Source organism: Streptomyces sp. NPDC014889, from assembly GCF_043081205.1.
Taxonomy (GTDB): Bacteria; Actinomycetota; Actinomycetes; order Streptomycetales; family Streptomycetaceae; genus Streptomyces.
In genome coordinates this window covers 132,681-154,890 of the sequence record NZ_JBIBWH010000004.1, presented here as the reverse complement: position 1 = coordinate 154,890, position 22,210 = coordinate 132,681, and the positions used below count along the sequence as shown (strand labels likewise).

Annotated in this window: 18 protein-coding genes; 8 read left to right on the top strand and 10 right to left on the bottom strand. The window is 71.8% G+C overall.

The window, feature by feature from the left end; translation table 11 throughout:
* Positions 1 to 3: 3 nt before the first annotated feature.
* Positions 4 to 2,091, bottom strand: a complete 2,088-nt coding sequence (locus ACF09J_RS09520) for a thioredoxin domain-containing protein (protein WP_392304806.1) — start codon at positions 2,089 to 2,091, stop codon at positions 4 to 6.
* Between the two features lie 194 nt (positions 2,092 to 2,285).
* Here ACF09J_RS09520 and ACF09J_RS09515 point away from each other — a divergent pair, with 194 nt between their 5' ends.
* Positions 2,286 to 5,498: a tetratricopeptide repeat protein gene (locus ACF09J_RS09515; RefSeq protein WP_392304805.1), complete on the top strand. Its 3,213-nt coding sequence runs from the start codon at positions 2,286 to 2,288 to the stop codon at positions 5,496 to 5,498.
* A 37-nt stretch (positions 5,499 to 5,535) separates the two neighbouring features.
* Here the strand turns inward: ACF09J_RS09515 and ACF09J_RS09510 are convergent, their stop codons facing one another.
* Together ACF09J_RS09510 and mca are read right to left on the bottom strand one after the other, a co-directional pair.
* Positions 5,536 to 5,781 carry a hypothetical protein gene (locus tag ACF09J_RS09510; RefSeq protein WP_392304804.1) on the bottom strand — a complete coding sequence of 82 codons (246 nt, stop codon included), beginning with the start codon at positions 5,779 to 5,781 and terminating at the stop codon, positions 5,536 to 5,538.
* Between the two features lie 6 nt (positions 5,782 to 5,787).
* Positions 5,788 to 6,645 carry a mycothiol conjugate amidase Mca gene (gene mca / locus ACF09J_RS09505; RefSeq protein WP_392305110.1) on the bottom strand — a complete coding sequence of 286 codons (858 nt, stop codon included), beginning with the start codon at positions 6,643 to 6,645 and terminating at the stop codon, positions 5,788 to 5,790.
* 221 nt (positions 6,646 to 6,866) lie between these two features.
* On the opposite strand from mca, the gene ACF09J_RS09500 reads away from it, so the two are divergent.
* On the top strand, positions 6,867 to 7,265 hold the full coding sequence (locus ACF09J_RS09500; RefSeq protein WP_392304803.1) for a DUF4307 domain-containing protein: 399 nt from the start codon (positions 6,867 to 6,869) through the stop codon (positions 7,263 to 7,265).
* Positions 7,266 to 7,441: 176 nt separating this feature from the next.
* Entirely contained in the window at positions 7,442 to 7,939 is a 498-nt protein-coding gene (greA, locus tag ACF09J_RS09495; RefSeq protein WP_392304802.1) for a transcription elongation factor GreA, read from the top strand.
* 111 nt (positions 7,940 to 8,050) lie between these two features.
* On the opposite strand, the gene ACF09J_RS09490 is transcribed toward greA, so the two are convergent.
* The 3 genes from ACF09J_RS09490 to ilvA all read right to left on the bottom strand — a co-directional run bounded on the left by ACF09J_RS09490 (position 8,051) and on the right by ilvA (position 11,395).
* Positions 8,051 to 8,908 (bottom strand): ABC transporter permease, encoded by an 858-nt coding sequence (locus tag ACF09J_RS09490; protein WP_392304801.1) that lies wholly within the window; start codon positions 8,906 to 8,908, stop codon positions 8,051 to 8,053.
* Positions 8,905 to 9,924, bottom strand: coding sequence for an ATP-binding cassette domain-containing protein (locus tag ACF09J_RS09485; RefSeq protein ID WP_392304800.1), 1,020 nt, complete (start codon positions 9,922 to 9,924; stop codon positions 8,905 to 8,907). Before ACF09J_RS09485 ends, ACF09J_RS09490 begins: the two co-directional genes overlap by 4 nt.
* Positions 9,925 to 10,165: 241 nt before the next feature.
* Positions 10,166 to 11,395 carry a threonine ammonia-lyase gene (gene ilvA / locus ACF09J_RS09480; protein WP_392304799.1) on the bottom strand — a complete coding sequence of 410 codons (1,230 nt, stop codon included), beginning with the start codon at positions 11,393 to 11,395 and terminating at the stop codon, positions 10,166 to 10,168.
* Positions 11,396 to 11,556: 161 nt separating this feature from the next.
* Here ilvA and ACF09J_RS09475 point away from each other — a divergent pair, with 161 nt between their 5' ends.
* From ACF09J_RS09475 to ACF09J_RS09465, 3 genes are all read left to right on the top strand, one after another.
* Positions 11,557 to 12,054: a MarR family winged helix-turn-helix transcriptional regulator gene (locus tag ACF09J_RS09475; protein WP_392305109.1), complete on the top strand. Its 498-nt coding sequence runs from the start codon at positions 11,557 to 11,559 to the stop codon at positions 12,052 to 12,054.
* A 155-nt stretch (positions 12,055 to 12,209) separates the two neighbouring features.
* Positions 12,210 to 12,713: a sigma factor-like helix-turn-helix DNA-binding protein gene (locus tag ACF09J_RS09470; RefSeq protein WP_392304798.1), complete on the top strand. Its 504-nt coding sequence runs from the start codon at positions 12,210 to 12,212 to the stop codon at positions 12,711 to 12,713.
* A 70-nt stretch (positions 12,714 to 12,783) separates the two neighbouring features.
* Positions 12,784 to 13,032, top strand: a complete 249-nt coding sequence (locus ACF09J_RS09465) for a hypothetical protein (protein ID WP_392304797.1) — start codon at positions 12,784 to 12,786, stop codon at positions 13,030 to 13,032.
* Here the strand turns inward: ACF09J_RS09465 and ACF09J_RS09460 are convergent, their stop codons facing one another.
* Positions 13,033 to 14,187 (bottom strand): cystathionine gamma-synthase, encoded by a 1,155-nt coding sequence (locus ACF09J_RS09460; protein ID WP_392304796.1) that lies wholly within the window; start codon positions 14,185 to 14,187, stop codon positions 13,033 to 13,035.
* A 130-nt stretch (positions 14,188 to 14,317) separates the two neighbouring features.
* Between ACF09J_RS09460 and ACF09J_RS09455 the strand changes: the two genes are divergently transcribed.
* A complete protein-coding gene (locus ACF09J_RS09455) occupies positions 14,318 to 15,436 on the top strand; it encodes a hypothetical protein (RefSeq protein ID WP_392304795.1) in 1,119 nt (372 codons plus the stop codon).
* Positions 15,437 to 15,769: 333 nt separating this feature from the next.
* Here ACF09J_RS09455 and msrA read toward each other — a convergent pair whose 3' ends face one another.
* On the bottom strand, positions 15,770 to 16,282 hold the full coding sequence (gene msrA / locus ACF09J_RS09450) for a peptide-methionine (S)-S-oxide reductase MsrA (RefSeq protein ID WP_392304794.1): 513 nt from the start codon (positions 16,280 to 16,282) through the stop codon (positions 15,770 to 15,772).
* Positions 16,283 to 16,526: 244 nt separating this feature from the next.
* Positions 16,527 to 19,304 (bottom strand): CDP-glycerol glycerophosphotransferase family protein, encoded by a 2,778-nt coding sequence (locus tag ACF09J_RS09445; RefSeq protein WP_392304793.1) that lies wholly within the window; start codon positions 19,302 to 19,304, stop codon positions 16,527 to 16,529.
* Positions 19,305 to 19,629: 325 nt separating this feature from the next.
* Between ACF09J_RS09445 and ACF09J_RS09440 the strand changes: the two genes are divergently transcribed.
* Positions 19,630 to 19,965 (top strand): hypothetical protein, encoded by a 336-nt coding sequence (locus ACF09J_RS09440; RefSeq protein ID WP_392304792.1) that lies wholly within the window; start codon positions 19,630 to 19,632, stop codon positions 19,963 to 19,965.
* Between the two features lie 69 nt (positions 19,966 to 20,034).
* Here ACF09J_RS09440 and ACF09J_RS09435 read toward each other — a convergent pair whose 3' ends face one another.
* Positions 20,035 to 22,095, bottom strand: a complete 2,061-nt coding sequence (locus ACF09J_RS09435) for a restriction endonuclease (protein ID WP_392304791.1) — start codon at positions 22,093 to 22,095, stop codon at positions 20,035 to 20,037.
* Positions 22,096 to 22,210: the final 115 nt, after the last annotated feature.

The following is a 22,210-nucleotide window of genomic DNA, read 5'->3' as shown; positions in this document are numbered from 1 at the left end:
GGCTCAGCCGCCGAGCGCGGCGCGCAGGCGGTCCGGGTCGGTCGTGGGGGCGTCGCAGCTGAAGTTGCGGCAGACGTAGGCGGTCGGCTCGCCGTGGACGAGCGGGCGGTCGGCGAGCAGCGGGAACTCCTCGCTCTCCGGGGTTCCGTACGCGACGACGGCGCCGGGGGCGTTGCCCAGGAGTGCCGTACGGTGCAGGACCCTTGCCGCCTTGTCGTCGAGGGACGGGCCGACGACCGCGACCTCGCGCGGGCCGTCGAGCAGCGCCTCGGCCACGGCGAGACCCCAGCCGATGAAGCGCGGAACGCGTGGACCGAGCGCGCCCACCACGCCCAACGCCCGCTCGGCGGCGGTGCGATGGGCCTCGGACCCCGTGTGGGCGGCGTAGCCGAGCAGGGCGCCGGCCGCCGCCGACCAGCCGGAGGGGGTCGCGTTGTCGGTGGGGTCCTGGGGCCGGCGGATCAACTGCTCGGCGTCGGCGGCCGTGTCGTACAGCGCGCCCGACTCCGGGTCGGCGAACCGGGTGAGCACATGCCCGAGGAGCAGCCCGGCGAACTCCAGCCAGACGCCCTCGCCGGTGACGGAGGCCAGGGCGAGGAAGCCCTCGGCGACGTCGGCGTAGTCCTCCAGCACCCCGGCGTTCGCTCCGGCCCGGCCGTCCTTGCTGGTACGGCGCAGCCCGGCGTGCTCGTCCATGTGCAGCCGGACCAGCAGATCGGCGGCGCCGACCGCGGCCTCGACCAGGTCCGGGCGGTCGAAGTAGGCGCCGGTCTCGGCGAGGGCGGCGATCGCCAGCCCGTTCCAGGCGGCGACGACCTTGTCGTCCCGGCCCGGCGCCGGGCGCTCGGCCCGCTTCGCCAGCAGCCGGCGCCGGACGGACTCGACCCGGTCGGCGTCGAAGACTCCTTCCTGGACGGGTAGTTGCAGAACGGAGGCGCCGTGTTCGAAGGTGCCCTCCTCGGTCACGCCGAAGCAGCGGGCGGCGAGTTCGGCGTCCTCGGCGCCGAGTGCCTCCCGCAGTTGGGCGGGGGTCCACACGTAGTAGGCGCCCTCGACGTGCCGGCCCGTGCCGCCCTCCCGTCTCCCACCACCGCCCTTCTGAAGACGCGCTTCGCGCGACACCTCTTCCTCGCTGTCCGCGTCCAGGGCCGACGCGAACCCGCCTTCCGCCGTGCGCAGTTCGCCCACCATGAAGTCGGCGGTCGCGAGGGCGACCCGGCGGGCGAAGTCGGAGCCGGTGGCCCGCCACAGGTGGGCGTAGACGCGGCACAGCAGGGCGTTGTCGTAGAGCATCTTCTCGAAGTGCGGCACCACCCAGTCGCGGTCGACGGAGTACCGGGCGAAGCCGCCGCCGAGCTGGTCGTGGATGCCGCCGCGGGCCATCCGCTCGCAGGTGTCCGCCGCCATCTGGAGGGCGCCCTCGGAGCCGGTGCGGGCGTGGTGCCGCAGCAGGAACTCGATCACCATCGACGGCGGGAACTTCGGCGCCCCGCCGAACCCGCCGCGCTGGGCGTCGTACTCCCGGGTGAGCGCGAGCAGCGCCTGCGCCTGCTCCTCCTCGCCGGGGGCCCGCGCGGCGCCGTAGTCGAGCTCCCGCTGCGACAGGTCCCGCACGATCTTCCCGGCGACGTCGGCGACTTCCGCCCGCCGGGTCTGCCAGGCCTGCCGCACCCCTTCGAGGACCTGCCCGAAGGAGGGCATGCCGTGGCGAGGCCGCGGCGGGAAGTACGTGCCGAAGTAGAACGGCTCGGCGTCGGGCGTGAGGAACACGGTCATCGGCCATCCGCCCTGCCCGGTGGCCGCCTGCACGGCCTCCATGTACACGGCGTCGACGTCGGGGCGCTCCTCGCGGTCCACCTTGACGCTGACGAAGTGCTCGTCGAGGAAGGCGGCGGTGGCCGCGTCCTCGAAGGATTCGTGCGCCATGACGTGGCACCAGTGGCAACTGCTGTACCCGACGCTCAGCAGCACCGGGACATCGCGCCGCCGCGCCTCCTCGAAGGCCTCCGCCGACCACGGCCACCAGTCGACCGGGTTGTCGGCGTGCTGGAGCAGGTAGGGGGACGTCTCGTGGGCCAGTCGGTTCGGCATACCCCCATCCTGCCTCACCCGGCCCCGCCGGACGCGGAAGGTGATCGTCCCGCGACTCCTCGTGTGCTCTCCGCTCTCTTTCCCGGACGGTCGGCGACCGTCGGGGACACCCGTGATCGCCGCCCCCTCGCGCTCCCGCGCGAGCCGAAGGACACTCGTAGGAAACGGAGTTGGTCGCCGGAGGGGGACGGGACATGCGAGAGGGCCATCGGGCGGACGCCGAGCGGCTGCTGACTCGGGCCGTGGAGGAGGAGGTTCGCCGCTCGGGCGGCCGGGTGGACGGAGGTGTGCTGCTGTCCCGGGCGCGCGGCGCGCTGGACACCATGGCGGAGACCGCGGCGGAGGAGTACGAGGCCTACACACGGGCGCTGGACGAGGGGGCCGCCGGGCAGCTCACGTTCTCCCAGCGCTACGCCCGCGAGGGCGGCGGAACTCCCCTGCTCGTCGCGGGAGTCGCGGGACTCGCCGCGGTCGTGGCCGACCTGGCGCTCGGCACTGGCGGCGGCACCGCCGTGGGCGCGGGCGTGACCGCCGGGGTGGTGGGCGCCGCCGCCACCGTGGTGAAGGTGACCGCCGCCCATGTGCCGGCCGCGCACCGCCGGGCCGGGGCGGCCGGCCAGCCCGGCGGTCCGCAGCAACTGCGGTTGCAGTGGCTGACCGCGCTGGAGGTGCGCGGCATCCGCCCCTTCCTCGACCAGCAGCGCGTGCTGAGCGCGTCCACCACGCCGAAGAAGGCGGCCCCCCGGCTGCGCGGCACGGACAAGAGCGCGGCGGCCCGCAGACGCAGTGTCCTCGAGCAGTCGTTCACGCAACTTCCCGAGTCAGTGGGCGTGTTCGCGGGGCGGCGGCAGGAGATGGCCCGGATCCGGCAGTGGGTGCAGGCGGCCCGCGCGTCCACGCGGACCATGCCGACCGTCGTGGTCCTGCACGGAGCGCCGGGCTCAGGCCGCAGCACGCTGGCGGTGCGCGCGGCGCACGATCTGAAGGACCAGTTCCGGGGCGCGGTCGTGGTCGACCTGCGCGGCGGCAGCCGGGAGGAGCCGCCGCTGCCCACGCGCGACGCCCTGCTGCACCTGCTGAACCGGCTCGGCGCGCCCCGTGAACAGCTGCTGTTCCGTGACCGCTCCTCCCCCGATCAGCAGCTCAAACGGCTGGCCGAGCTGTACCACCAGCATCTGACGGGGCTGCCGGTCACGATCGTGCTGGACGACGCCTCGGACGCCGAACAGGTCCGTGCCCTGATCCCCGAGCGGTCGGACAGCCTGGTCCTGGTCACCACCCGCGAACCGCTCAGGCTGCCCGCCGACCTGCCGGCCTGGGTGCACCAACTGCCCGTCCAGGCCCTGGACGCGGTGGGCGCGGAGGAACTGCTGACCGCCGCCGCACAGGACAGCTCGGGACCCTACGACGCGGAATCCACCGACCGGATCGCGCAGTTGTGCGGCGGGCTGCCGCTGGCCCTGCGCGTCGCGGGCTCCTGTCTCGGCCCGCGCTCACCGCGCCGGCTGGCCACGGACCTGGGCGCGTACGGCCCGGTGGAACCGGTGGAACGGGCGCTGTGGCTGCGCTACACCGACCAGTCGGAGCAGGGCCGCCGGCTGCTGAGACGGCTCGCCCTGGCCGGCCGCGCCTCGATGGGCGGCGCGGCGGCGGCCGCCCTGCTGGCCACGGACGAGACGGAGGCGAATCAGCAGCTCGCGGCCCTCGCCCGGGCGGGGCTGATCGACCATGTGCGGGGCAACCGCTACCGGCTGCACGACGTGGTGCGCGCGTTCGCCCACGCGCGTCTGCTGGACGAGGAGGACCCCGCCGAGCGGACGGCAGCGCAGGAGCGGCTGATCGAGAACTACGCCGAGCTGGCCGACTCGGTGCTGCGCCTGGTCGACGGGAACATGTCGACCCGGTCGGACCGCTTCAGCCCGCACGGCTTCACCTCCCTGGACGAGGCGCTGCGCTGGCTGGACGACGAGTCCAGCTTCATCACGGCCGCCCTCAGACACGCGGAGGGCGTGAACCAGGGTGCCGTGCTGAACCTGCTCGGCGCCCTGTGCGACTACTGCCTGCTGCGCGGCGACCTGTACCGCCTGGGGGAGATCAGCGAGCTGACCCAGGCCGTCGACCAGGGGCTCCTGGTCCGGTCGGTGCAGTGGCGCACCGGTATCGCGGCCCGCCAGCTCGGTGAGCTGGACAAGGCGCGGTCCACGCTGGCCTCGGTCGTCGACCTCTACCGGGAGGCCCACCACGACGCGGGCGCGGCCCGCGCGCTGAACTCCCTCGGCATCACGCTGCACCACCAGGGCAACCTGACGGAGGCGGCGGCCAGGCTGCGGGAGGCCCTCGATCTCCAGGCGGCGCCCGAGCTGGCGACCGACCGCGCCTGGACGATGCACGCCCTGGCGGCGGTGGAACGGGACCGGGCCCACCTGGCCGAGGCGCTGGAGCTGCTGACCCAGTCGCTGGTGCTGCACCGGGAGGGCGGTTCGGTGCACGGCGAGGCGTGGGCCCACTTCCAGCTCGGCCAGCTCGCGCTGCGCAGGGGTGACGCGGAGCGGGCCGAGGCGGATCTGCGGCAGGCGCTGGAACGCTATCGCCGCACCCAGGACGCCCGCGGCGAGGCCTGGGCCCTCACCCAGCTCGCCCGGGCCCGGCTGCTGGCCGGTGAGACCGCCGAGGCGGTGGAGGAGCTGCGGCGGGCGGCGGCGCGGCACCGGGACAACGAGGACGCGCGCGGCGAGGCGTGGACGCTGTACTACCTCGGTCAGGCGCTGGAGGAGACCGGCGCACTCGACCAGTCGGTGCGCGAGCTGGAGCGCGCCCGCACCATGTTCTCGCGGATGCGGGACGTGTACGGACTGGCCTGCGCCCGGCACCACTCGGCCCGGGTCACCCGGGACCAGCGGGCGGCGCAGACCGGCTCGCTGCGCAACTCCGGTTTCGCCCGCCAGCTCCTCGTCGACGCCCGCGCCGACTTCCAGCGCATCGGCGTCGCGCACGGCGAGGCGTGGACGTGTCTGGAGCTGGCGGTGGTGGACGCCGGCAACGCGCGCACCCAGCAGGCGCTGGCCCTGTGCGACGAGGCGCTGGCGCTGTTCGCCACCTACGGGGACCGCCGCGGTGAGGACTGGGCGCGGTTCCTGCGCTGCACCCTGCTGCCGTACGCGGCCCCCGGCGGCACGGAGGTCGGCACGGCGGTGGCCCAGGAGGAACTGGCCCAGCTCGCCCGCGGCGCCCATCCGCTGCGCGACGGCAAGCTGAACGACTACGTCGAGGCCTACCGGCTCCTCCTGGAGCGCGGCGTGAGCCTGGAGGCGGGCTGGCAGGCCTGGCGCCTGGGCATGGTGCCCGAGCGGCACGCACGGGAGGTGATGGGGGTCGCGGTGCCGGACGGGAACCCGGACGGGCGCTAGTGCGGCCGTGGGGCGGGCGGCAGGGCCCGCCCGGGTGTCAGCCCCGCTCGGTCTTGGCCTCGCCGGAGGCGGCGCCGGGCCCTGCCGCGGGGTCCGGGGCCTCCTTGAAGTCGATCCTGCCCATGTGGCGGCTCATGGACTTCATCAGGCCCCACACCGCGAGGGCCATCACCGCGAAGACGACGAAGCCGAGGACGCCGGGGGTGACCTTGTTCTTGTCGAACTCGGCCAGAGGGACCAGGTGCGTCATTGCCAGGCTCACGCTTGCACTCATGTCAGGCATTGTCCCTCACGGCTGCCGGACGCCCGCAAAGAGGTCGTCCTCCGGGAGCGAGGTGTCGACGAGCGACTTCGCGAGCTCGTACTCCTCCGTCGGCCAGACCTCCTTCTGGATCTCCATCGGCACCCGGAACCAGCCGCCGTCGGGGTCGATCTGCGTGGCGTGGGCGATCAGCGCCTTGTCGCGGATCTCGAAGAAGTCGGCGCAGGGGATGTGCGTGGTGAGCGTGCGCTCGTTGTGCCCCGACTTCTCCCAGCGCTTGAGCCACTCGCCGTAGGGGGACTCCAGGCCGCGGTCGAGCAGAGCCTGGTGCAGCGTCTCGGTGCGCAGCCGGTTGAAGCCCTGGTTGTAGTACAGCTTCAGCGGCTGGTAGGCCGGGCCGTACTCGTCCTCCGGGTACTTCTCGGCGTCCGCGGCGCCCTCGAAGGCCACCATCGAGATCTTGTGGGTCATGATGTGGTCGGGGTGCGGGTAGCCGCCGTTCTCGTCGTAGGTGGTGATCACCTGGGGACGGAAGGAGCGGATCTGGCGGACCAGCTCACCGGCCGCCTTGTCGAGGTCCTCCAGGGCGAAGCAGCCCTCGGGCAGCGGGGGCAGCGGGTCGCCCTCGGGCAGTCCGGAGTCGACGAAGCCGAGCCACTCCTGGCGCACGCCGAGGATCTCGCGGGCCTCGTCCATCTCCTTCCTGCGCACCTCGTGGATGTTCTCCTCGATGTACTTGTCGCCCTGGAGCTTGGGGTTGAGGATGGAGCCACGCTCCCCGCCCGTGCAGGTCACCACCAGCACGTCCACCCCCTCGGAAACGTACTTGGCCATGGTGGCCGCGCCCTTGCTCGACTCGTCGTCGGGGTGCGCGTGCACGGCCATCAGTCGCAACTGGTCAGTCAAGGCTCAGTCCTCAGGTCAAGTCGGTGCCCGTTCGGAGGGCAGTCAACGGTGCCGTCCCGCGGCAGGACCGGTCCGGGGTCGCGGTCGGTCGGGCGGGCGACGGCTTCTATAGTGACCGAATCGGGGGGCGAATAATTCCGGGGTCCGGCTCCGGAAGCCCTCCGCGGGGCGCCCGTCCCGCACCGGCCGAGAGGACGATCATGAGTACGGCGAGCACCCGGCTGCCCGAGGGCCGCTACGGCCGCTCCGCGGACGAGCGCGCCGACCACAAACTCAAGATCGCCGGTGCCGTACTGGGCGCGGCCCTGCTCGCCCTGATCGGCTACTTCGCCTACCACTACGTCGGCCAGAACAAGATCAGCGCGCAGGTCGTCGCCTTCCAGACGTCCGACGACGCGGTGCGGGTCCATCTGGAGGTCCACAAGGACGCCGGCGCCCGCGGCTACTGCACGCTGCGCTCGCAGGCGGCCGACGGCTCCGAGGTCGGACGGGCGGAGTTCCGCTTCGACGAGCACGCCTCGCGGATCGACAAGGTGCTCACCCTGCGGACGACGGCCCGGGGCACAACGGCCGAGCTGCTGGGCTGCAACGCCGGGTGACGCGTCGGCGCCGACCGGAATACATGGTCGCTGACCTGCGTTGACGTAGGTCTCACGGCTTATGTCCTCCCCCTTTGAGCCCTGAATTGTTAGGCTCGTGGTTTCGCCCATCCATGAGGGAACATTCTTCTGGGTAGGGCGATGCTTTGTATTCCCAGCACCGACGAGGAGCACCTGTGACCCAGACCAGCGAGAACGTCACCTGGCTGACCCAGGAGGCGTACAACAAGCTCAAGGACGAGCTTGCGTACCTTACTGGTCCTGCGCGCACGGAGATCGCCGCCAAGATCGCGGCCGCGCGCGAGGAGGGCGACCTGCGCGAGAACGGCGGGTACCACGCGGCCAAGGAGGAGCAGGGCAAGCAGGAGCTCCGTGTGCGCCAGCTGACCCAGCTCCTCGAGACCGCCCAGGTCGGCGAGCCGCCGGCCGCGGACGGTGCGGTGGCGCCGGGCATGGTCGTCACGATCGCCTTCGACGGCGACGAGGACGACACCCTGACCTTCCTGCTGGCCTCGCGGGAGTACGCGAGCGCCGACATCGAGACCTACTCGCCGCAGTCCCCGCTGGGCTCCGGCGTGATGGGCCACAAGGTCGGCGAGGACGCGGAGTACGAGCTGCCGAACGGCAAGGTCGCCTCGGTGAAGATCCTCAAGGCCGAGCCGTACAGCGGCTGAGCCCCCGCACCGCCTTCCGGCGAAGCCCCCGGCGCTCCGCGTGAGCTCCGGGGGCTTCGTCATGTGCGGCCGCCCACCGCCGGGGCGGGCCGGCTCCGCCGTCGCTCGCGCTCAGGCCGTGGCCGAGCGGTACTTGCGCACCGCCAGGGTGCGGAAGACGAGGATGATCAGTGCCGAGTAGATCAGTGAGGCCCAGACCGGGTGCTGCATCGGCCAGGCGGTGGACGTGGACTGGCCGGGGTTCGCGAAGAGCACACGGCAGGCCTGGACGGTGGCGCTGAACGGGTTCCACTCCGCGACATGCCGCAGCCACGGCGTCATCTTGCCGGAGTCCACGAACGCGTTGGAGACGAACGTCACCGGGAAGAGCCAGATCAGACCGCCGGAGGTGGCCGCCTCGGGCGTGCGGACCGACAGTCCGATCAGGGCGCCGATCCAGGTGAACGCGTAACCGAGCAGGAGCAGCAGGCCGAAGGCGGCCAGCACCCGGCCGACGTTCGTGTCGCCGTTCGATCCGACGCGCCAGCCGACGAGCAGGGCGACGGCGGCGAGCACGAACAGGGTCAGCGCCGTCTGCACCAGGTCGGCGAAGGTGCGCCCGGTGAGCACCGCGCCGCGCGCCATGGGCAGCGAGCGGAACCGGTCGATGAGGCCCTTGTGCATGTCGTCGGCGATGCCTGCGCCGGAGCTGGCGGTGGCGAAGGTGACGGTCTGCGCGAAGATGCCCGCCATCAGGAAGTTCTTGTAGACGCTGGGATCGGTCGTGCCCTGGATCTGCATGGAGCCGCCGAACACGTAGGTGAACAGCACCACGAACATGATCGGCTGGATGAGCCCGAAGATGACCATCTCGGGGATGCGGGTCATGCGGATCAGGTTGCGCTTGGCGACGACCATCGAGTCACGGACGGACTGGGTCAGGACGTTGCCGGGCGGCGCGATCCGCGCGGTGTCGGTGGCGGCACTCACTTGGCGGTCTCCTTCTTGTGCCGGCGGTCCCTGGCGTCGGCGCCCCGGGCGCCGCTCGTGCCGTTCTCGTCCTTGTCCTCGGCCACATGACCGGTCAGGGACAGGAACACGTCGTCGAGGGTCGGGCGGCGCAGACCGATGTCGTCGATCTCGATGCCGCGGGTGTCCAGCTCCCGGATGATCTCGGCGAGGAGCTTCGCGCCGCCGGTGACGGGCGTGGTGATCTTGCGGGTGTGCTCCTCGACGGTGGTGTCCCCCTTGCCGAAGCCGCGCAGCACCTCGGCGGCGGTGGGGATGTGCTCGCGCTCGTGCACCACGACCTCGACGCGCTCGCCGCCGGTGCGGGCCTTGAGCTGGTCGGAGGTGCCGCGGGCGATGACCCGGCCGTGGTCGACGACCGCTATCTCGTGCGCCAGGTGGTCGGCCTCTTCCAGGTACTGCGTGGTGAGCAGCAGGGTCGTACCGCCGGAGACGAGCTGCTTGATGACCTCCCACAGCTGCTGGCGGTTGCGCGGGTCGAGGCCGGTCGTCGGCTCGTCCATGAACATCACCGGCGGGGAGACGACGAGCGCAGCCGCCAGGTCGAGCCGGCGGCGCATGCCTCCGGAGTAGGTCTTGGCGGGCCTGTCCGCGGCGTCGGCGAGGTTGAACTGCTCCAGCAGCTCCCCCGCCCTGGTCTTCGCCGCCGCGGCCCGCATCTGGTACAGCCGGCCGACCATCTCGAGGTTCTCGCGGCCGGTCAGATACTCGTCGACCGCGGCGAACTGGCCGGACAGGCCGATCGAGCGCCGTACCTCGTTGGGATGCTTGAGCACGTCCAGGCCCGCGACGACGGCCTTGCCGCTGTCGGGTCGCAGCAGCGTGGTCAGACAGCGGACGGTGGTGGTCTTGCCCGCGCCGTTGGGCCCGAGCAGTCCCAGCACCGTGCCCTCGGGGACATCGAGGTCGACGCCGTCCAGAGCCCTTACGTCGCCGAAGGTCTTCACCAGACCTTCGGCATAGATGGCGCCTGGCATGTGAGTCTCCACGTCGTCGGGGATGGTCGGAAAAGCCTGGAGAGGCAGGTGTTGTTCCGCTGGGAATTTCGTGCGCGCCGCGGCAGCGTCGGCGCAGGCAGCGCCGGTCGCTCGCGAACACGACACACCATAACGCGATGTATCGCGTCTGCTCAATGAGTTTTCCCGAACGAGTGATGAAGAGCTGGTGGCCTCCGTGTTCCGCCCGACCGCCGCCCGACCGTCCGGCCGGAGGGCGGGCTCAGTCGATGACCGTGTAGCCGGCCTCCCGCAGGCACTGGCCGACCTCCGCGCAGTGCGCCGGACCCTTGGTCTCCAGGTGCAGCTCCACCTCCGCCTCCGCGAGTCCGAGCCGCGGGTCGGTCCGGACGTGGCTGACGTCGAGAACGTTGGCGTCGACCGCCGAGAGCACCCCCAGCAGCGTGGCGAGCGCGCCCGGCCGGTCGGTCAGCCGCAGCCGGACCGCCAGGTAGCGGCCCTGCGCGGCCATGCCGTACCGCAGTACCCGCTGGAGCAGCACCGGATCGACGTTCCCACCGGACAGCACCGCCACCACCGGACCGGCCGGCGGCCCCGAACGGCCCAGCAGCGCCGCGACCGGGCTGGCCCCGGCCGGCTCGACCACCAGCTTGGCCCGCTCCAGGCACAGCAGCAGCGCGGCGGACAGCTCGTCCTCGGTGACCGTGCGCACCTCGTCCAGCAGTTCGCGGAGGATCCCGAACGGCACGTCGCCGGGCCGCCCGACCCTGATGCCGTCGGCCATCGTCACCGGGGTGCCGACCGTCACCGGGCGGCCCGCCGCCAGCGAGGGCGGGTACGCGGCCGAGCCCGCCGCCTGCACCCCGACGATCCGCACGTCCGGCCGCAGCGACTTCACCGCCACCGCGACGCCGGCCGCGAGCCCGCCGCCGCCGATGCCGACGACGACCGTGCCCACCTCCGGACACTGCTCAAGGATCTCCAGGCCCACCGTGCCCTGGCCCGCGATGATGTCCGGGTGGTCGAACGGGTGAATGAACACCGCGCCCGTCCGGTCCGCGTACTCCTGGGCGGCGGCCAGCGTCTCGTCGACCACCTGGCCGTGCAGGCGCACCTCGGCGCCGTAGTCCTGCGTGGCGCTGATCTTCGGCAGCGGGGCGCCCTTCGGCATGAACACCGTCGAGTGCACCCCGAGCAGCGACGACGCCAGCGCGACGCCCTGCGCGTGGTTCCCGGCGCTCGCCGCCACCACCCCGGCGGCCCGCTCCTCTGGCAGTAGTCCCGCGATCCTGACGTAGGCGCCGCGCAGCTTGAACGAACCCGTCCGCTGGAGGTTCTCGCACTTCAGGTGCACCGGCGCGCCCACCAGGTCGGACAGGTACCTGCTGCCCTCCATCGCGGTCACCCGTGCCACCCCGGAGAGCATCTTCTGCGCGCCGCGCACGTCGTCCAGGGTGACGGGCCAGGGGGAGCCGGCCGTGCTGTAGCTCATGTCTCAAGTCTCGCAGTTCGCAGGCCGCGGACGCTGTTGTGACCATCCTCCGAGACCGGATCGCGCAGCGCCGGTACGACTTGCCACCAGTCCGCGTAACCTGTCCCCCAACCCAGCAGCTCTCCAGAAGCGAGCCCCCGGCCATGCCCACAACCCCCGACATGTCGACGGACGGGACGACCGTCGGTGACACCGGTCTCCTCGACACCCTCCAGCACGAGGTGGCGGTCTTCGCCCGCCGGGCCGAGCAGACCCGCCTCGGCGGCGTCGGACAGGTGCGCAACTCCATGGACCGCGCCGCGTACCTGCTGCTCAACCGCCTCGACAAAGAGGGCCCGATGGGTGTCAAGGCGCTCGCCGCGAGCATGGGCATCGACTCCTCCACCGTCACCCGTCAGGTGGCGCCGCTCGTCGACACCGGCCTCGTCAAACGCACCTCGCACCCCGAGGACGGGCGTGCCGTGGTGCTCCAGCTCTCCCCGCGCGGACTCTCGCGGCTGGAGGAGGTCCGCTCGTCCAGGCGGCAGCTGATGGCCGAGCTGACCCGCGACTGGGAACCGGCGGAACGCGAGATCTTCTGCTCCCTGCTGACCCGCTTCAACGTGGCACTCTCCACCCGCCAGGGCATACCGCAGACGGACTCCCCCTCGGCGTCCTGAGGCCCCGGCCGGGCGCGCTCCACGGGGTGTGAACGCGGCTCTTGACCGACGGGCCGTCCCTGCCCTCATATGAGACCGGACCCTCGTCCTGCTCGGTGCGGGAGGGCGCACGAGAACGGGTCCCGCGGTCACGGTCGCCCTTGGGGGGAGGCGCGGTGCGAGAGCGGCAGGCGGCCCGAGGCGCTCGCCGGGCCCGCGAGTTCGAGGCGTTCGTCGCGGGCGCGGCCGGGCGCCTGCTGCACACCGCCACGCTCCTGACCGCCGAGGCCCCCGGCGACAACCCGCGCGCGCGGCGCCTGGTGACCCTCGCCCTGGCGCACACGTACGCGTGCTGGGACCGGTTGCGCGGCGAGGACCCGTACCACGACACCCGCCGGCATCTGGCCGCCCGCTTCGCCCGCGAGGCGTGGCACCGGCGCGGCGGTACGGGCCGCACCCGTCGCAGGCCGCCCGGCGACCTGGCCGCACTCACCGCCCAGGAGCGCCTGATCATCGTCCTCAGGCTGTTCGAGGGGCTGGCCGAGGAACAGACGGCGGCCGTGCTGGGGCTGCCCACGGACCGGGTCCGCTTCATCTGCGACCGCGCGGTCACGAGGCTCACCCGCGCCTCTGCGGGCCGGGCGGCGGCAGCCGGGGGCGACGGGGCGGCAGCGTCATGAGCGGTCCGTCCGGCGCGAACGGCAGGTGTCGCCCTACGGGCTCATGCGGCTCGCGCGGCCGGAGCCGGCCGTGAACAGGGCCGACCGGGAGGCGGCCGTACGGCGGATCCTGGAGCAGCGTCCGCCGCAGGTGCCCCCGGAGCTGTACGAGGACGCCGTGCGCCGCGGTGGACGGATGCTGCGCCGCCGCACGGCCGCCCGCCGGCTGATGTGGCTGGTGCTGGCCGCGGCGGCCGTCGCCTTCACCGTGTGGGCGCTGACGGCCCGCCCGTGGGTGGAACCGCCGTCGCAGACGACTCCACCCGTGTCCGGTTACTGACTAGCCGAGGGCCTGCCTCAGGTCCTCGAGCAGGTCGTCGACGTTCTCGATGCCCACGGACAGGCGCACCAGGTCGCCGGGGACCTCGAGGGCGGAGCCCACCACCGACGCGTGGGTCATGCGACCGGGGTGCTCGATCAGCGACTCGACACCGCCCAGGGACTCGCCGAGCGTGAACACCTTGGCGCGGTTGCAGACCTCGACGGCCGCCTCCTCGCCGCCCTCGACCCGGAAGGAGATCATGCCGCCGAACGCCTTCATCTGCTTGGCGGCCACCTCGTGCCCGGGGTGCTCCGGCAGCCCCGGGTAGAGGACCTGGCTCACGCGCGCGTGCCGGGACAGCATGTCGGCGACCTTCGTCGCGTTCTCGCTGTGCCGGTCCATGCGCACCGCCAGCGTCTTGGTGCCGCGCAGCACCAGCCAGGAGTCGAAGGGGCCTGCGACGGCGCCCATCGCGTTCTGGTGGAACGCCAGTTCCTCGCCGAGCGCGGCGTCGCCGACGATCAGCGCGCCGCCGACGACGTCCGAGTGACCGCCCATGTACTTGGTCAGCGAGTGCACGACCACGTCCGCGCCGAGCGCGAGCGGCTGCTGGAGGTACGGCGTCGCGAAGGTGTTGTCGACGACGAGCCGCGCGCCCGCATCCCGGGCGACCTGAGCGACGGCGGCGATGTCGGTGATGCCGAGCAGCGGGTTGGACGGGGTCTCCACCCACACGGCCTTGGTCTTCGGTGTGATGGCGGCACGTACCGAGGCCGGGTCGGCGGTGTCCGCGACCGACCACTCCACACCCCACCGGGAGACGACCTTGGCGAACAGACGGAAGGTGCCGCCGTAGGCGTCGTTGGGGATGACGACGTGGTCGCCGGGGCTGAGCAGCGTACGCAACAGGCAGTCCTCGGCCGCCAGTCCGGACGCGAACGCGAGTCCGCGGCGGCCGCCCTCCAGGGCGGCGAGGTTCTCCTCCAGGGCGGTCCTGGTCGGGTTGGCGCTGCGGCTGTACTCGTAGCCGTCGCGCAGACCGCCCACGCCGTCCTGCTTGTAGGTCGAGACCTGGTAGATCGGCGGGACGACCGCCCCGGTCCTGGGGTCGGCCGTGTTGCCCGCGTGAATCGCGAGCGTCTCGAAGTGCTCACTGATGTGCCTGTCGCTCATGGGCCCGAGGGTAGTGCGCCCGCGGGGGTGGTGCGGGACCGCGGGCCCCCGGCGGCACGGCGGGCGCAGTTTTCCACAGGCTCGCGGCACAGGTTGGCCAAGTGTCGGCGCCGTCTGGTTCGCTTGTCGCATGGAGATTCTCTGGGTCCTGATGGCGATGGCCATGCTGAGCTTCGTGCTGGTCCCCTTCCTCATGCGCAGGCGTGCCGGCATCGGGCAGGTACCGCCGGGACACCCGGACGCCGCGGACCCGGCGAACTACGGATTCGTCCGGCAGGAGGAGCTGGACGTCCGCATGCCCGGACCCGACCAGGACCTGCTGGACGTCCTGGAGCTGGTGCAGCGCACCCAGGACTACCGCGCCGCCTCCCAGCTCCTCGCGGGCACGGAGAAGGAGGGCGAGCTGCGCTGGCAGCGGGTGCAGGCCTTCGCCGGGGCGGCCTCGGTGGAGTTGCAGCAGCGGCCGGGCGGGGTCGCCGAGACGCCCGGCGGGCAGTGGCTGCGGGTGTGGCGGGCCGAGGCGCCCAAGGACCCGGGCTGCGCGGCGGTGTACGCGGAGTTCCTCGTGCAGCAGGCATGGCGTACGGCCACGCCCGGCACGGACGAGTTCCGGATCATCATGGAGGAGGCCCGGGAGGCGTGCGGGCAGGCGGCGCTGCTGGCCCCGGGCGACCCGGTCCCCTGCATCGTCGAACTGTCCGTGGCGCGTGGCCTGGCGTACTCGCACCCGGAGTTCGAGAAGCTGTGGCTGAGGATCCTCGACCGCGCGCCGGCCCACATGGGGGCGCATCTGGCTGCCCTGCACTACTGGTGCGAGAAGTGGCACGGCTCGCGTGACCTGGCGTACTCCTTCGCGGAGGCCGCCGCGGCCCGTGCGCCCCGGGGCTCGCTGCTGGCGGCCATGCCGCTGTTCGCGGTCTTCGAGCACCTGCCCGAGGTCAACCTGGTCAGGGGCTTCTACGAGAGCGAGGTCGTGACCAAGGCGGTCCACGGAGCGCTCTTCGCGGTGCACGCGGCCCGCCCCGACGACCCGATGCTCGCCCACGTCCGCCATCTGCTGCTCTTCTTCCTGGTCCGCTCCGAGCGCTGGGCGGAGGCGATGAGCCAGCTCATGCACATCGACGGCCATGTGGGCGCGGTGCCGTGGACCCTGTCCGAGGACCCGGCGGCGGAGTTCGCCGTCTACCGTGCGCTGGCCGTGGCGGGCTACGAGGCCAACGGCGGCAGCCCGGCGACGCTGCACCACTGAGCGGTCCCGGCCGCGGGGGCGGAAGCCGGTGCGGGCCGGAATGACTGCGGCAGCGGGATCGTTGTCCTTGATGCCGCCGCCCGCGCAAGCGGGGCCGGCGGAACCGACGGGCCCGTTGTGACGGACGGGCCCGCCGCGGAACGCCAGGAGGAGCCTCCTGCCCCGCGCGACCCGCTGATCATCATCGGATCCACCGGACACCGCTGAATTGGGCAACTCGTTTCTGCCCCGACTGCACCCCGCAGCCGGGCAGCGACGACGGCCCCGCAGGCGCTTCCCCGGCTGCGGAGCCTCGGCCTGTCGGTCTCCGCCTTCCGCCAAGCCGCCTTGCGGTCAGCCCTCCGTGCGGGCGGGCAGCCGCCATCCCGGGCGCGGGAAGTGGCAGGTGTAGCCGTCCGGGTAACGCTGCAGGTAGTCCTGGTGCTCGGGCTCGGCCTCCCAGAAGGGGCCGACCGGCTCCACCTCGGTGACGACCTTGCCGGGCCACAGTCCGGAGGCGTCCACATCAGCGATCGTGTCCTCGGCGATCCGCTTCTGTTCGTCGTCCACGTAGTAGATCGCCGAGCGGTAGCTGAGGCCGATGTCGTTGCCCTGGCGGTCCTTGGTGCTCGGGTCGTGGATCTGGAAGAAGAACTCCAGGATCGCGCGGAAGTCGGTCTTCGCGGGGTCGAAAAGGATCTCAATGGCCTCCGCGTGCGTGCCGTGATTGCGATACGTCGCGTTCGGCACGTCACCACCCGTGTATCCGACCCGGGTCGCCGTCACGCCCGGAAGCCGGCGGATCAGCTCCTCCATCCCCCAGAAGCATCCGCCGGCCAGCACTGCCCTCTGCGTCTGCGCAGCCATTACGGCCCTCCAATGTCTGTCCGCTCGATCGCTCGGGCTACTCGGCTCGCACACCACCGGCATGCCCACCGTCCTCAACGCGCAAGGCTTCGAAGCGATTCCTCGCCCGTCCTCGTGCCCGCCCGAAGGAACCCCTGTCCTCAGCCCGCGCAGGAACCCGGGGCCGCCTCGGGTGCCTGCGGCAACGACCAGCGCGCCGTCGCATCCGCGCAGGGCCGGTCCCGCCCGGCCCTGCGCGGCACGCTCAGCCGTCGGTCGGGGCTGCGGCGTGCGGTCCGCCGGCGAGCATGCGGTCCACGACCCGCGCTGTCGCGAGACCGTCCCCGGGCTCGCAGAAGTCCCTTATGAACTGAGCGTACTTCTCCCGGTACTCCTCCTCGACGGCATCGACGTCGCGCAGGGCCTTGACCAGCTCTTCGGAGGTCTCCAGCAGCGGGCCGGGCGCCCGGGTGGTGAGGTCGAAGTACAAGCCGCGCAGCGTGTCCCGGTAGTGCTCCAGGTCGTAGGTGAAGAACAGTATCGGCTTACCCGAGTGAGCGAAGTCGAAGAACGCCGAGGAGTAGTCGGTGACCAGCACATCGGCGACGAGGTACAGATCGGCGATGTCCGGGTAGCGGGTGACATCCCACACGAAGCCCCGGCCGGCACCCGGTACGTTGTCATGGACCCTCGGGTGCTTGCGGAAGAGCAGCACATGGTCGTGACCGAGTTCGGCCTGGGCCGCGGCCAGGTCGATCCGCAGATCGAGTTTGTACAGCTTGCTCGCGTGCTTCTGGTCTTCCCGCCAGGTAGGAGCGTAGAGCACCACCTTCTTGCCCTCGGGCAGGCCGAGCCGCTCCCTGACCCGCGCGGCCCGCGCGTCGCGGTCGGGGGCGTGGAAGACGTCGTTGCGCGGATAACCGCTCTCGAGCATTTCGCCTTCGATGGTGTACGCCCTGCGCATGATCTCTGTGGTGTACGCGTTCGGCGACACCACGAAGTCGAACTGCCGGTAGCTGTGCGGCAGGCTGGCGATATAGGCGGGATTCGACTTGGTAGTGCCCTGGAGGTCCTTGCCGATCTTCTTCAGCGGCGTGCCGTGCCAGGTCTGCACGACCCGCTGCCCGGGGCGGGTGACGAACCAATCGCCCACCGTCGTGTTGACGACGATGTAGCGGCTGCGCGCCAGTGCCTCGTACCACTCGCGGCTGCCACGGCCCACCACACGGGCTCCCGCCGGCATCTCGGGCAGTCCCCCGTCCTGGGTCCAGATGTGCTCGACGTCGACCCCCCGGCGCACCAGCTCCTCGTAGACCGCCCGCGGCGAGTCCGAGAACTGCTTGCCGCTGAGGCTCATGTAGAGCACCGCGTCGCGCAAGGGGAGCTTGCGCTGCTCGTGGAAGTACTCCTCGCACAGCTTGCGCTGCCGGTAGGCGCCGTGCTCACCGGGGCCGAGCAGCCGTTCCGGCTCGATGAAGATGCGGTCGAAGTGGCGGCGGTCCACGGTGTAAGCACGCTGCGGGCCGCTGAAGCGCATGGGCAGCTCCTGCACCTGCTCCGGACGCAGGGTCACCGGGACGTCCCCGGACTTGTCCCAGGCGTCCACGTCGCGGAAGTACAGGTACCAGCGACCGGGGCACAGGGGCAGCGCGGGACCGTGCGCCTGCGGGGCCGCCTCGGGCTCGATCCGGACCGTGAACCGCCCGTCGGCAAGCTCGACCGGCAGCTCCTTCTCCTCGAAGCGGACCCCGTGCCGCAGGATGACCTTCTTCCCGGCCGCTTCCTCACCGGGATACGTCCCCTCGAGCACCAGCTCCCCCGACCCCGTCACGGTCATCGCGTCGACCACGGGTCGGACGGCTCGCGTTGCCAGCACCAGCCTGCCGGGCCCGTCGCGGTGGACGGCCAGCTCGCGGCCGGGGGCAAGCAGGTGCCTGCCGGTCGTGAAGCCCTCGGCGAGGAGGGCCGCCTGGCCCCGGCCGTCGGCTCCCCTCAAAGTCACCTTGAATTGCCGGGTCTTGGTTCCCGGCAGGTCGTTCGCGGCCAGCTGGGCAAGACTGAAGACCGACTGGTAGCGCCGGAACGCGTCAGGGGAACCGGACAGGGGAGTGAGCGGGCTGTCGAGTCCGGTGTCGCCTTCGACGATGCTCACGGCGGTGGGGGCCTTGGCGCCGCTCCGCGCCCTGGTGACCAGTCGCAGCTCGCCGTCCGCGACGGTGCAGGACTCGACCTCGACAGGGGGCTGCTGCACCGTGATGCTCACGGCATTCTTGGTGAAGCCGACCACGAGACGTGAGCCGTCCGCCAGATGACGAACCTGGTTGTGCCCGGCCGTGCCCGCGTCGTGCTGGCGCACCCGCGCGCCGTAGGTCCCGCCCGGTCCCAGGATCCCGACCTGCAGAAACCACTGGCCGGCACCCTGCCCGGCGAGTTCGCGCAGCCGACGAGCAGAGACGACGACTTCGAAGCCCGTGTCGTCGTAGCAGTGCAGGGCCTGTCCGGAGGCGACGGTGGCCTGCTCGCTGCGGGTGCGGCGTATGCGCAGTCTGATGCGGCGGCCGGTCTCGTCGTTCTTCAGCACCGCGAATCGGCCGATGGCGCGGCCCGATGGACGCGGCAGGTTCGCGACGAATGCGTACCCTTCCCATACCAGATCGTCGCCGCGCCAGCCGACCGAGGTGAGCTGCGCCGTCACCGGCAAGTCGCGACGCGTGAGCGCGGTGATCCGTTCAGGCAGCGCCAGGCCCCGCAGCCCCGGCAGCACCAGCCGGGGGCGCCGGGCGCCTGCCACGAGGAAGCCGCCCGGGTCCCTGCGCTGGTGCCGGACCACCTCGACAAGATCCTCGGCGCGCCCCTCGGCAGCCAGATACCATATGACGCGCTCGAGCGGAGGGAGACCGGTGAGCACCCCCTCGCCGTGGGTGTCGAGCAGTTCCCGCGCCGTGGCACGCAACTCCTCGCGCTCGGCTTGCGAACTCTCGGGAAAGTACCGCAAGATCCCCCGTACTCTTGCCGACGCGAGATCGGCGAGAGACTGCGCCATGAGCAACGCCCTTCTAACGTGCCAGTAAAATCTAAGCCATCGCACGTTAACGGAGTCACCCAATGTGCCGCACGTTTCTCGTGATAACAGTGCGGGCACATGCAGCTTGGATCCGCTGCCCCGGGCCAGCACCGGATCTCGCCTTCGTGCCGTTCGTCGGTGAGCGTGAGCCCGGCGGCAGTGACGACGGTGGCGGAAGCCCGATGGTCGGGTTGGGTCCGATCACGGAGCGCGACGGTCGTTCTCACCATGCGGGGCCGTCGGGTCTGGCGGATAGTGAAGGAGGACGACGTCCGCCGCAGCTCCCCGTACCTCAGGAGGCTCGATGCCTTCTTCACGGTCGCCGGCCGCGCTCATCGGTATCGCGTTGCTCGGCATTGCGCTCACCGCGTGTCAGGACCAGGCGTCCGGTCAGGTCGTGGCACGCAGCGGTGCCAGGCTCGTGGAGACCCTCTCCAACCCGCCGATCCACGGATGCCACCGTTTCCCCGAGGGCGTGACACACGTCGAGAACCAGACACAGAGCAACCTGGTTCTGTACAACACAGCGGACTGCACCGTCCCGCCGGGCGGGCAGAGCAACTACCTGGACATCGGGCAGTCCGACCAGGTCGCCAGGGTCACCGGTCCCTGGCACAGCTTCTCCTTCGCCCCCGAGTGACGTCGCCCGGTACCGCGTTCCGCCACCGTTGCGTGACCTCGGTCCGGTCATACGGCGCGTGCGCCGGGGTCACTCCACCTCGATGCCGAAGTCCCGCACCAGCTCCTCCAGGCCGCCCGGGTAGCCCTTGCCGCCCAGGACGAAGTCCCAGTCGCCGTTCGGCCTGCGGCGGAAGGAGCCGAGTACCAGGGCGGTCTCGCGGGGCCGGCCGTCGGAGACCTCCAGCCGGCCCAACTCGGCCCGTTGCGGGTCGAGCAGGCGGATGCGGGCGTCGGTGAAGCCGGAGAGGTCGGCGTCCGGGTTGACCTCGGGGTCGACGGCGGCCACGAGGACGAATCGGTCGGCCTCGTCCGGCAACGCGTCGAAGGAGACGCAGATCGCGGCCTTGTCGGGTGCCTCGGCGGGCAGGGCCCGCACCGAACCGTCCGGTGTCCGCGGGTTGTTGAAGAAGACGAAGTGATCGTCGCTGAGGACGCGGTTGCCACGGCAGACGAGGGCGCACACGTCCAGGGCGACGCTTCCGGTCCACGACATGCCCAGGACGTTGTGGTCGTCGGGGAGCCGGGTGTCCACGGCCGTCGGCGTCGGCTGCGCCGCGGAGGGACGGACGCCGTCGCCCAGGCGGCCACGGAGCCCGTGACGGTGCAGCAGGTCGACGAGTTCGGTTCCCGGGATCAGTTCCAGCGGCTTGCCGTTGGCGAAGGTGTGCGAGCCGGGGCCGAACTTCGACGTCGTCACGAGGACGCCCTTGTTGGCGCCCACGTCCTGCACGGTCCCGTACAGGTCGCGCACGGCGGTCGGCGGCACCGTGTTGCGGTAGCGCTTGACCTGCACGACGATCTTGCCGCCGCGAATCGGTGCCGGATCCAGCGCGTCGACGTCCACTCCGCCGTCGTTCGAACGCTGGGTGGTGACCGCTTGCATCCCCATGGCCCGGAAGAGTTCGGCGACGAGATCCTCGAAGGCGATCGGATCCATCGCGTACAGGTCGGGATCCTCGTCGCCGCCATGCGTGACGACGCGGTTCCCGACCTCCTGCGGTCGGCGGCTCGGCCGCACGGGAGTGAGTTGGTCGGGGCGGGCCGAGAGTTGCCCGTGCAGCGCGTCGGCCAGGCAGCTGCAGGGGTCCACCTGCGCCAGGTGCAGGTCGCGGAAGGTGGAGCGCGGGGCCATGACGGTCACCAGGTGGATGTGGCCCGGCCGGCCCGTCGTGGGGTCGTGCCCGTCCACGAACCCGTTCAGGGTCACTGACTCGAGCGCGCCCAGCTCGTCCGCGGCGAAGAGTTCGTGCAGGACGAGCAGCGCGCACTGCGCCAGGACCTCCCGGTACAGGGCCCTGCGCTGCGTGACCGGCCGGGGCGTCTCCTTGTCCTGGTCCGTCGTGGACACGTACCGGACGGACTTGGCCTCCGGGACGACGTCGTACGCGGGCATCTCCCAGTCCAGCACGAGCTGTCCGGCTGCGGAGTCGTAGGCCGCCGCCACCTGGCGGGGGAACCCCTCCGGCCACGCGGTCGACGCGTAGAGGGCGGCGGAGAAGTACTCGACCACGGCGTCGGGGTCGCGGCGCCCGACTCCCCGGGTCAGCTCGGCGATGCCGGCGTTGTGCCGCCGCACATCGGCCAGTCGGGTGTCGGCCCACCGCTGGTACTCCCGCTGGTACGACGCCAGTTGCTGCTGCCGCTGCGCCTCCGCCGCCTGCGCCGCGTGCCAGTCCCGCTCGAAGCGCGCCCGGGCCTCGGCCTGCGCCTGTGCTCGGCGACCGGCGGTCCACCCGCCCTGCGCCTGGTAGTGCTCGAAATCCGGCATGGGCACGGGCTGAGCCAGTGGGCCGGGGGCGAAGGGCTCGACCTCCTCGGGGCGGGTGAGCGAGGAAGCCCTGAAGGCCGGGGCCCGGCACCCCGCGGCGAGCAGACCCTGCAGGGACGCGACCTGTGCGTCCAGTTCCTCGGTACGGCGCCGGGCCTCCGCCTGCCGGTAGTCGCGGTGGCTCTGTGCCGCTCGCCGCTGCTGGGCACGTGCCTGCTGGGCTTCCTGTCGCCGCCGCCGGGCCTCGGCCTCCGTCTGGCGCTGCTGCTGCCTCTGCATCTCAGCCCAGGCACCGACCAAGCCATTGGAACGACGACTCATGTGCTGCAGGCCCTCCCCGAGGCGCTCTGGCTGTCCCCACAACCAGGTGTAAAGGGACGACTGTATCCAGCGAGGCCCGTCCCGCACATCCGCCCGGCGGGAGCAAGCTGCTCAC

What these genes read in the sequence shown, in the direction of transcription:
- ACF09J_RS09475 (WP_392305109.1), top strand. Translation starts at nt 11,557, where the DNA reads ATGTCGACGGACGGGACGACCGTCGGTGACACCGGTCTCCTCGACACC.
- ACF09J_RS09500 (WP_392304803.1), top strand. Translation starts at nt 6,867, where the DNA reads ATGAGTACGGCGAGCACCCGGCTGCCCGAGGGCCGCTACGGCCGCTCC.
- ACF09J_RS09445 (WP_392304793.1), bottom strand. Translation starts at nt 19,304, where the DNA reads ATGGCGCAGTCTCTCGCCGATCTCGCGTCGGCAAGAGTACGGGGGATC.
- msrA (WP_392304794.1), bottom strand. Translation starts at nt 16,282, where the DNA reads ATGGCTGCGCAGACGCAGAGGGCAGTGCTGGCCGGCGGATGCTTCTGG.
- ACF09J_RS09485 (WP_392304800.1), bottom strand. Translation starts at nt 9,924, where the DNA reads ATGCCAGGCGCCATCTATGCCGAAGGTCTGGTGAAGACCTTCGGCGAC.
- ilvA (WP_392304799.1), bottom strand. Translation starts at nt 11,395, where the DNA reads ATGAGCTACAGCACGGCCGGCTCCCCCTGGCCCGTCACCCTGGACGAC.
- ACF09J_RS09455 (WP_392304795.1), top strand. Translation starts at nt 14,318, where the DNA reads ATGGAGATTCTCTGGGTCCTGATGGCGATGGCCATGCTGAGCTTCGTG.
- ACF09J_RS09460 (WP_392304796.1), bottom strand. Translation starts at nt 14,187, where the DNA reads ATGAGCGACAGGCACATCAGTGAGCACTTCGAGACGCTCGCGATTCAC.
- mca (WP_392305110.1), bottom strand. Translation starts at nt 6,645, where the DNA reads ATGGCCGTGCACGCGCACCCCGACGACGAGTCGAGCAAGGGCGCGGCC.
- ACF09J_RS09435 (WP_392304791.1), bottom strand. Translation starts at nt 22,095, where the DNA reads ATGAGTCGTCGTTCCAATGGCTTGGTCGGTGCCTGGGCTGAGATGCAG.
- ACF09J_RS09515 (WP_392304805.1), top strand. Translation starts at nt 2,286, where the DNA reads ATGCGAGAGGGCCATCGGGCGGACGCCGAGCGGCTGCTGACTCGGGCC.
- ACF09J_RS09520 (WP_392304806.1), bottom strand. Translation starts at nt 2,091, where the DNA reads ATGCCGAACCGACTGGCCCACGAGACGTCCCCCTACCTGCTCCAGCAC.
- ACF09J_RS09440 (WP_392304792.1), top strand. Translation starts at nt 19,630, where the DNA reads ATGCCTTCTTCACGGTCGCCGGCCGCGCTCATCGGTATCGCGTTGCTC.
- ACF09J_RS09510 (WP_392304804.1), bottom strand. Translation starts at nt 5,781, where the DNA reads ATGCCTGACATGAGTGCAAGCGTGAGCCTGGCAATGACGCACCTGGTC.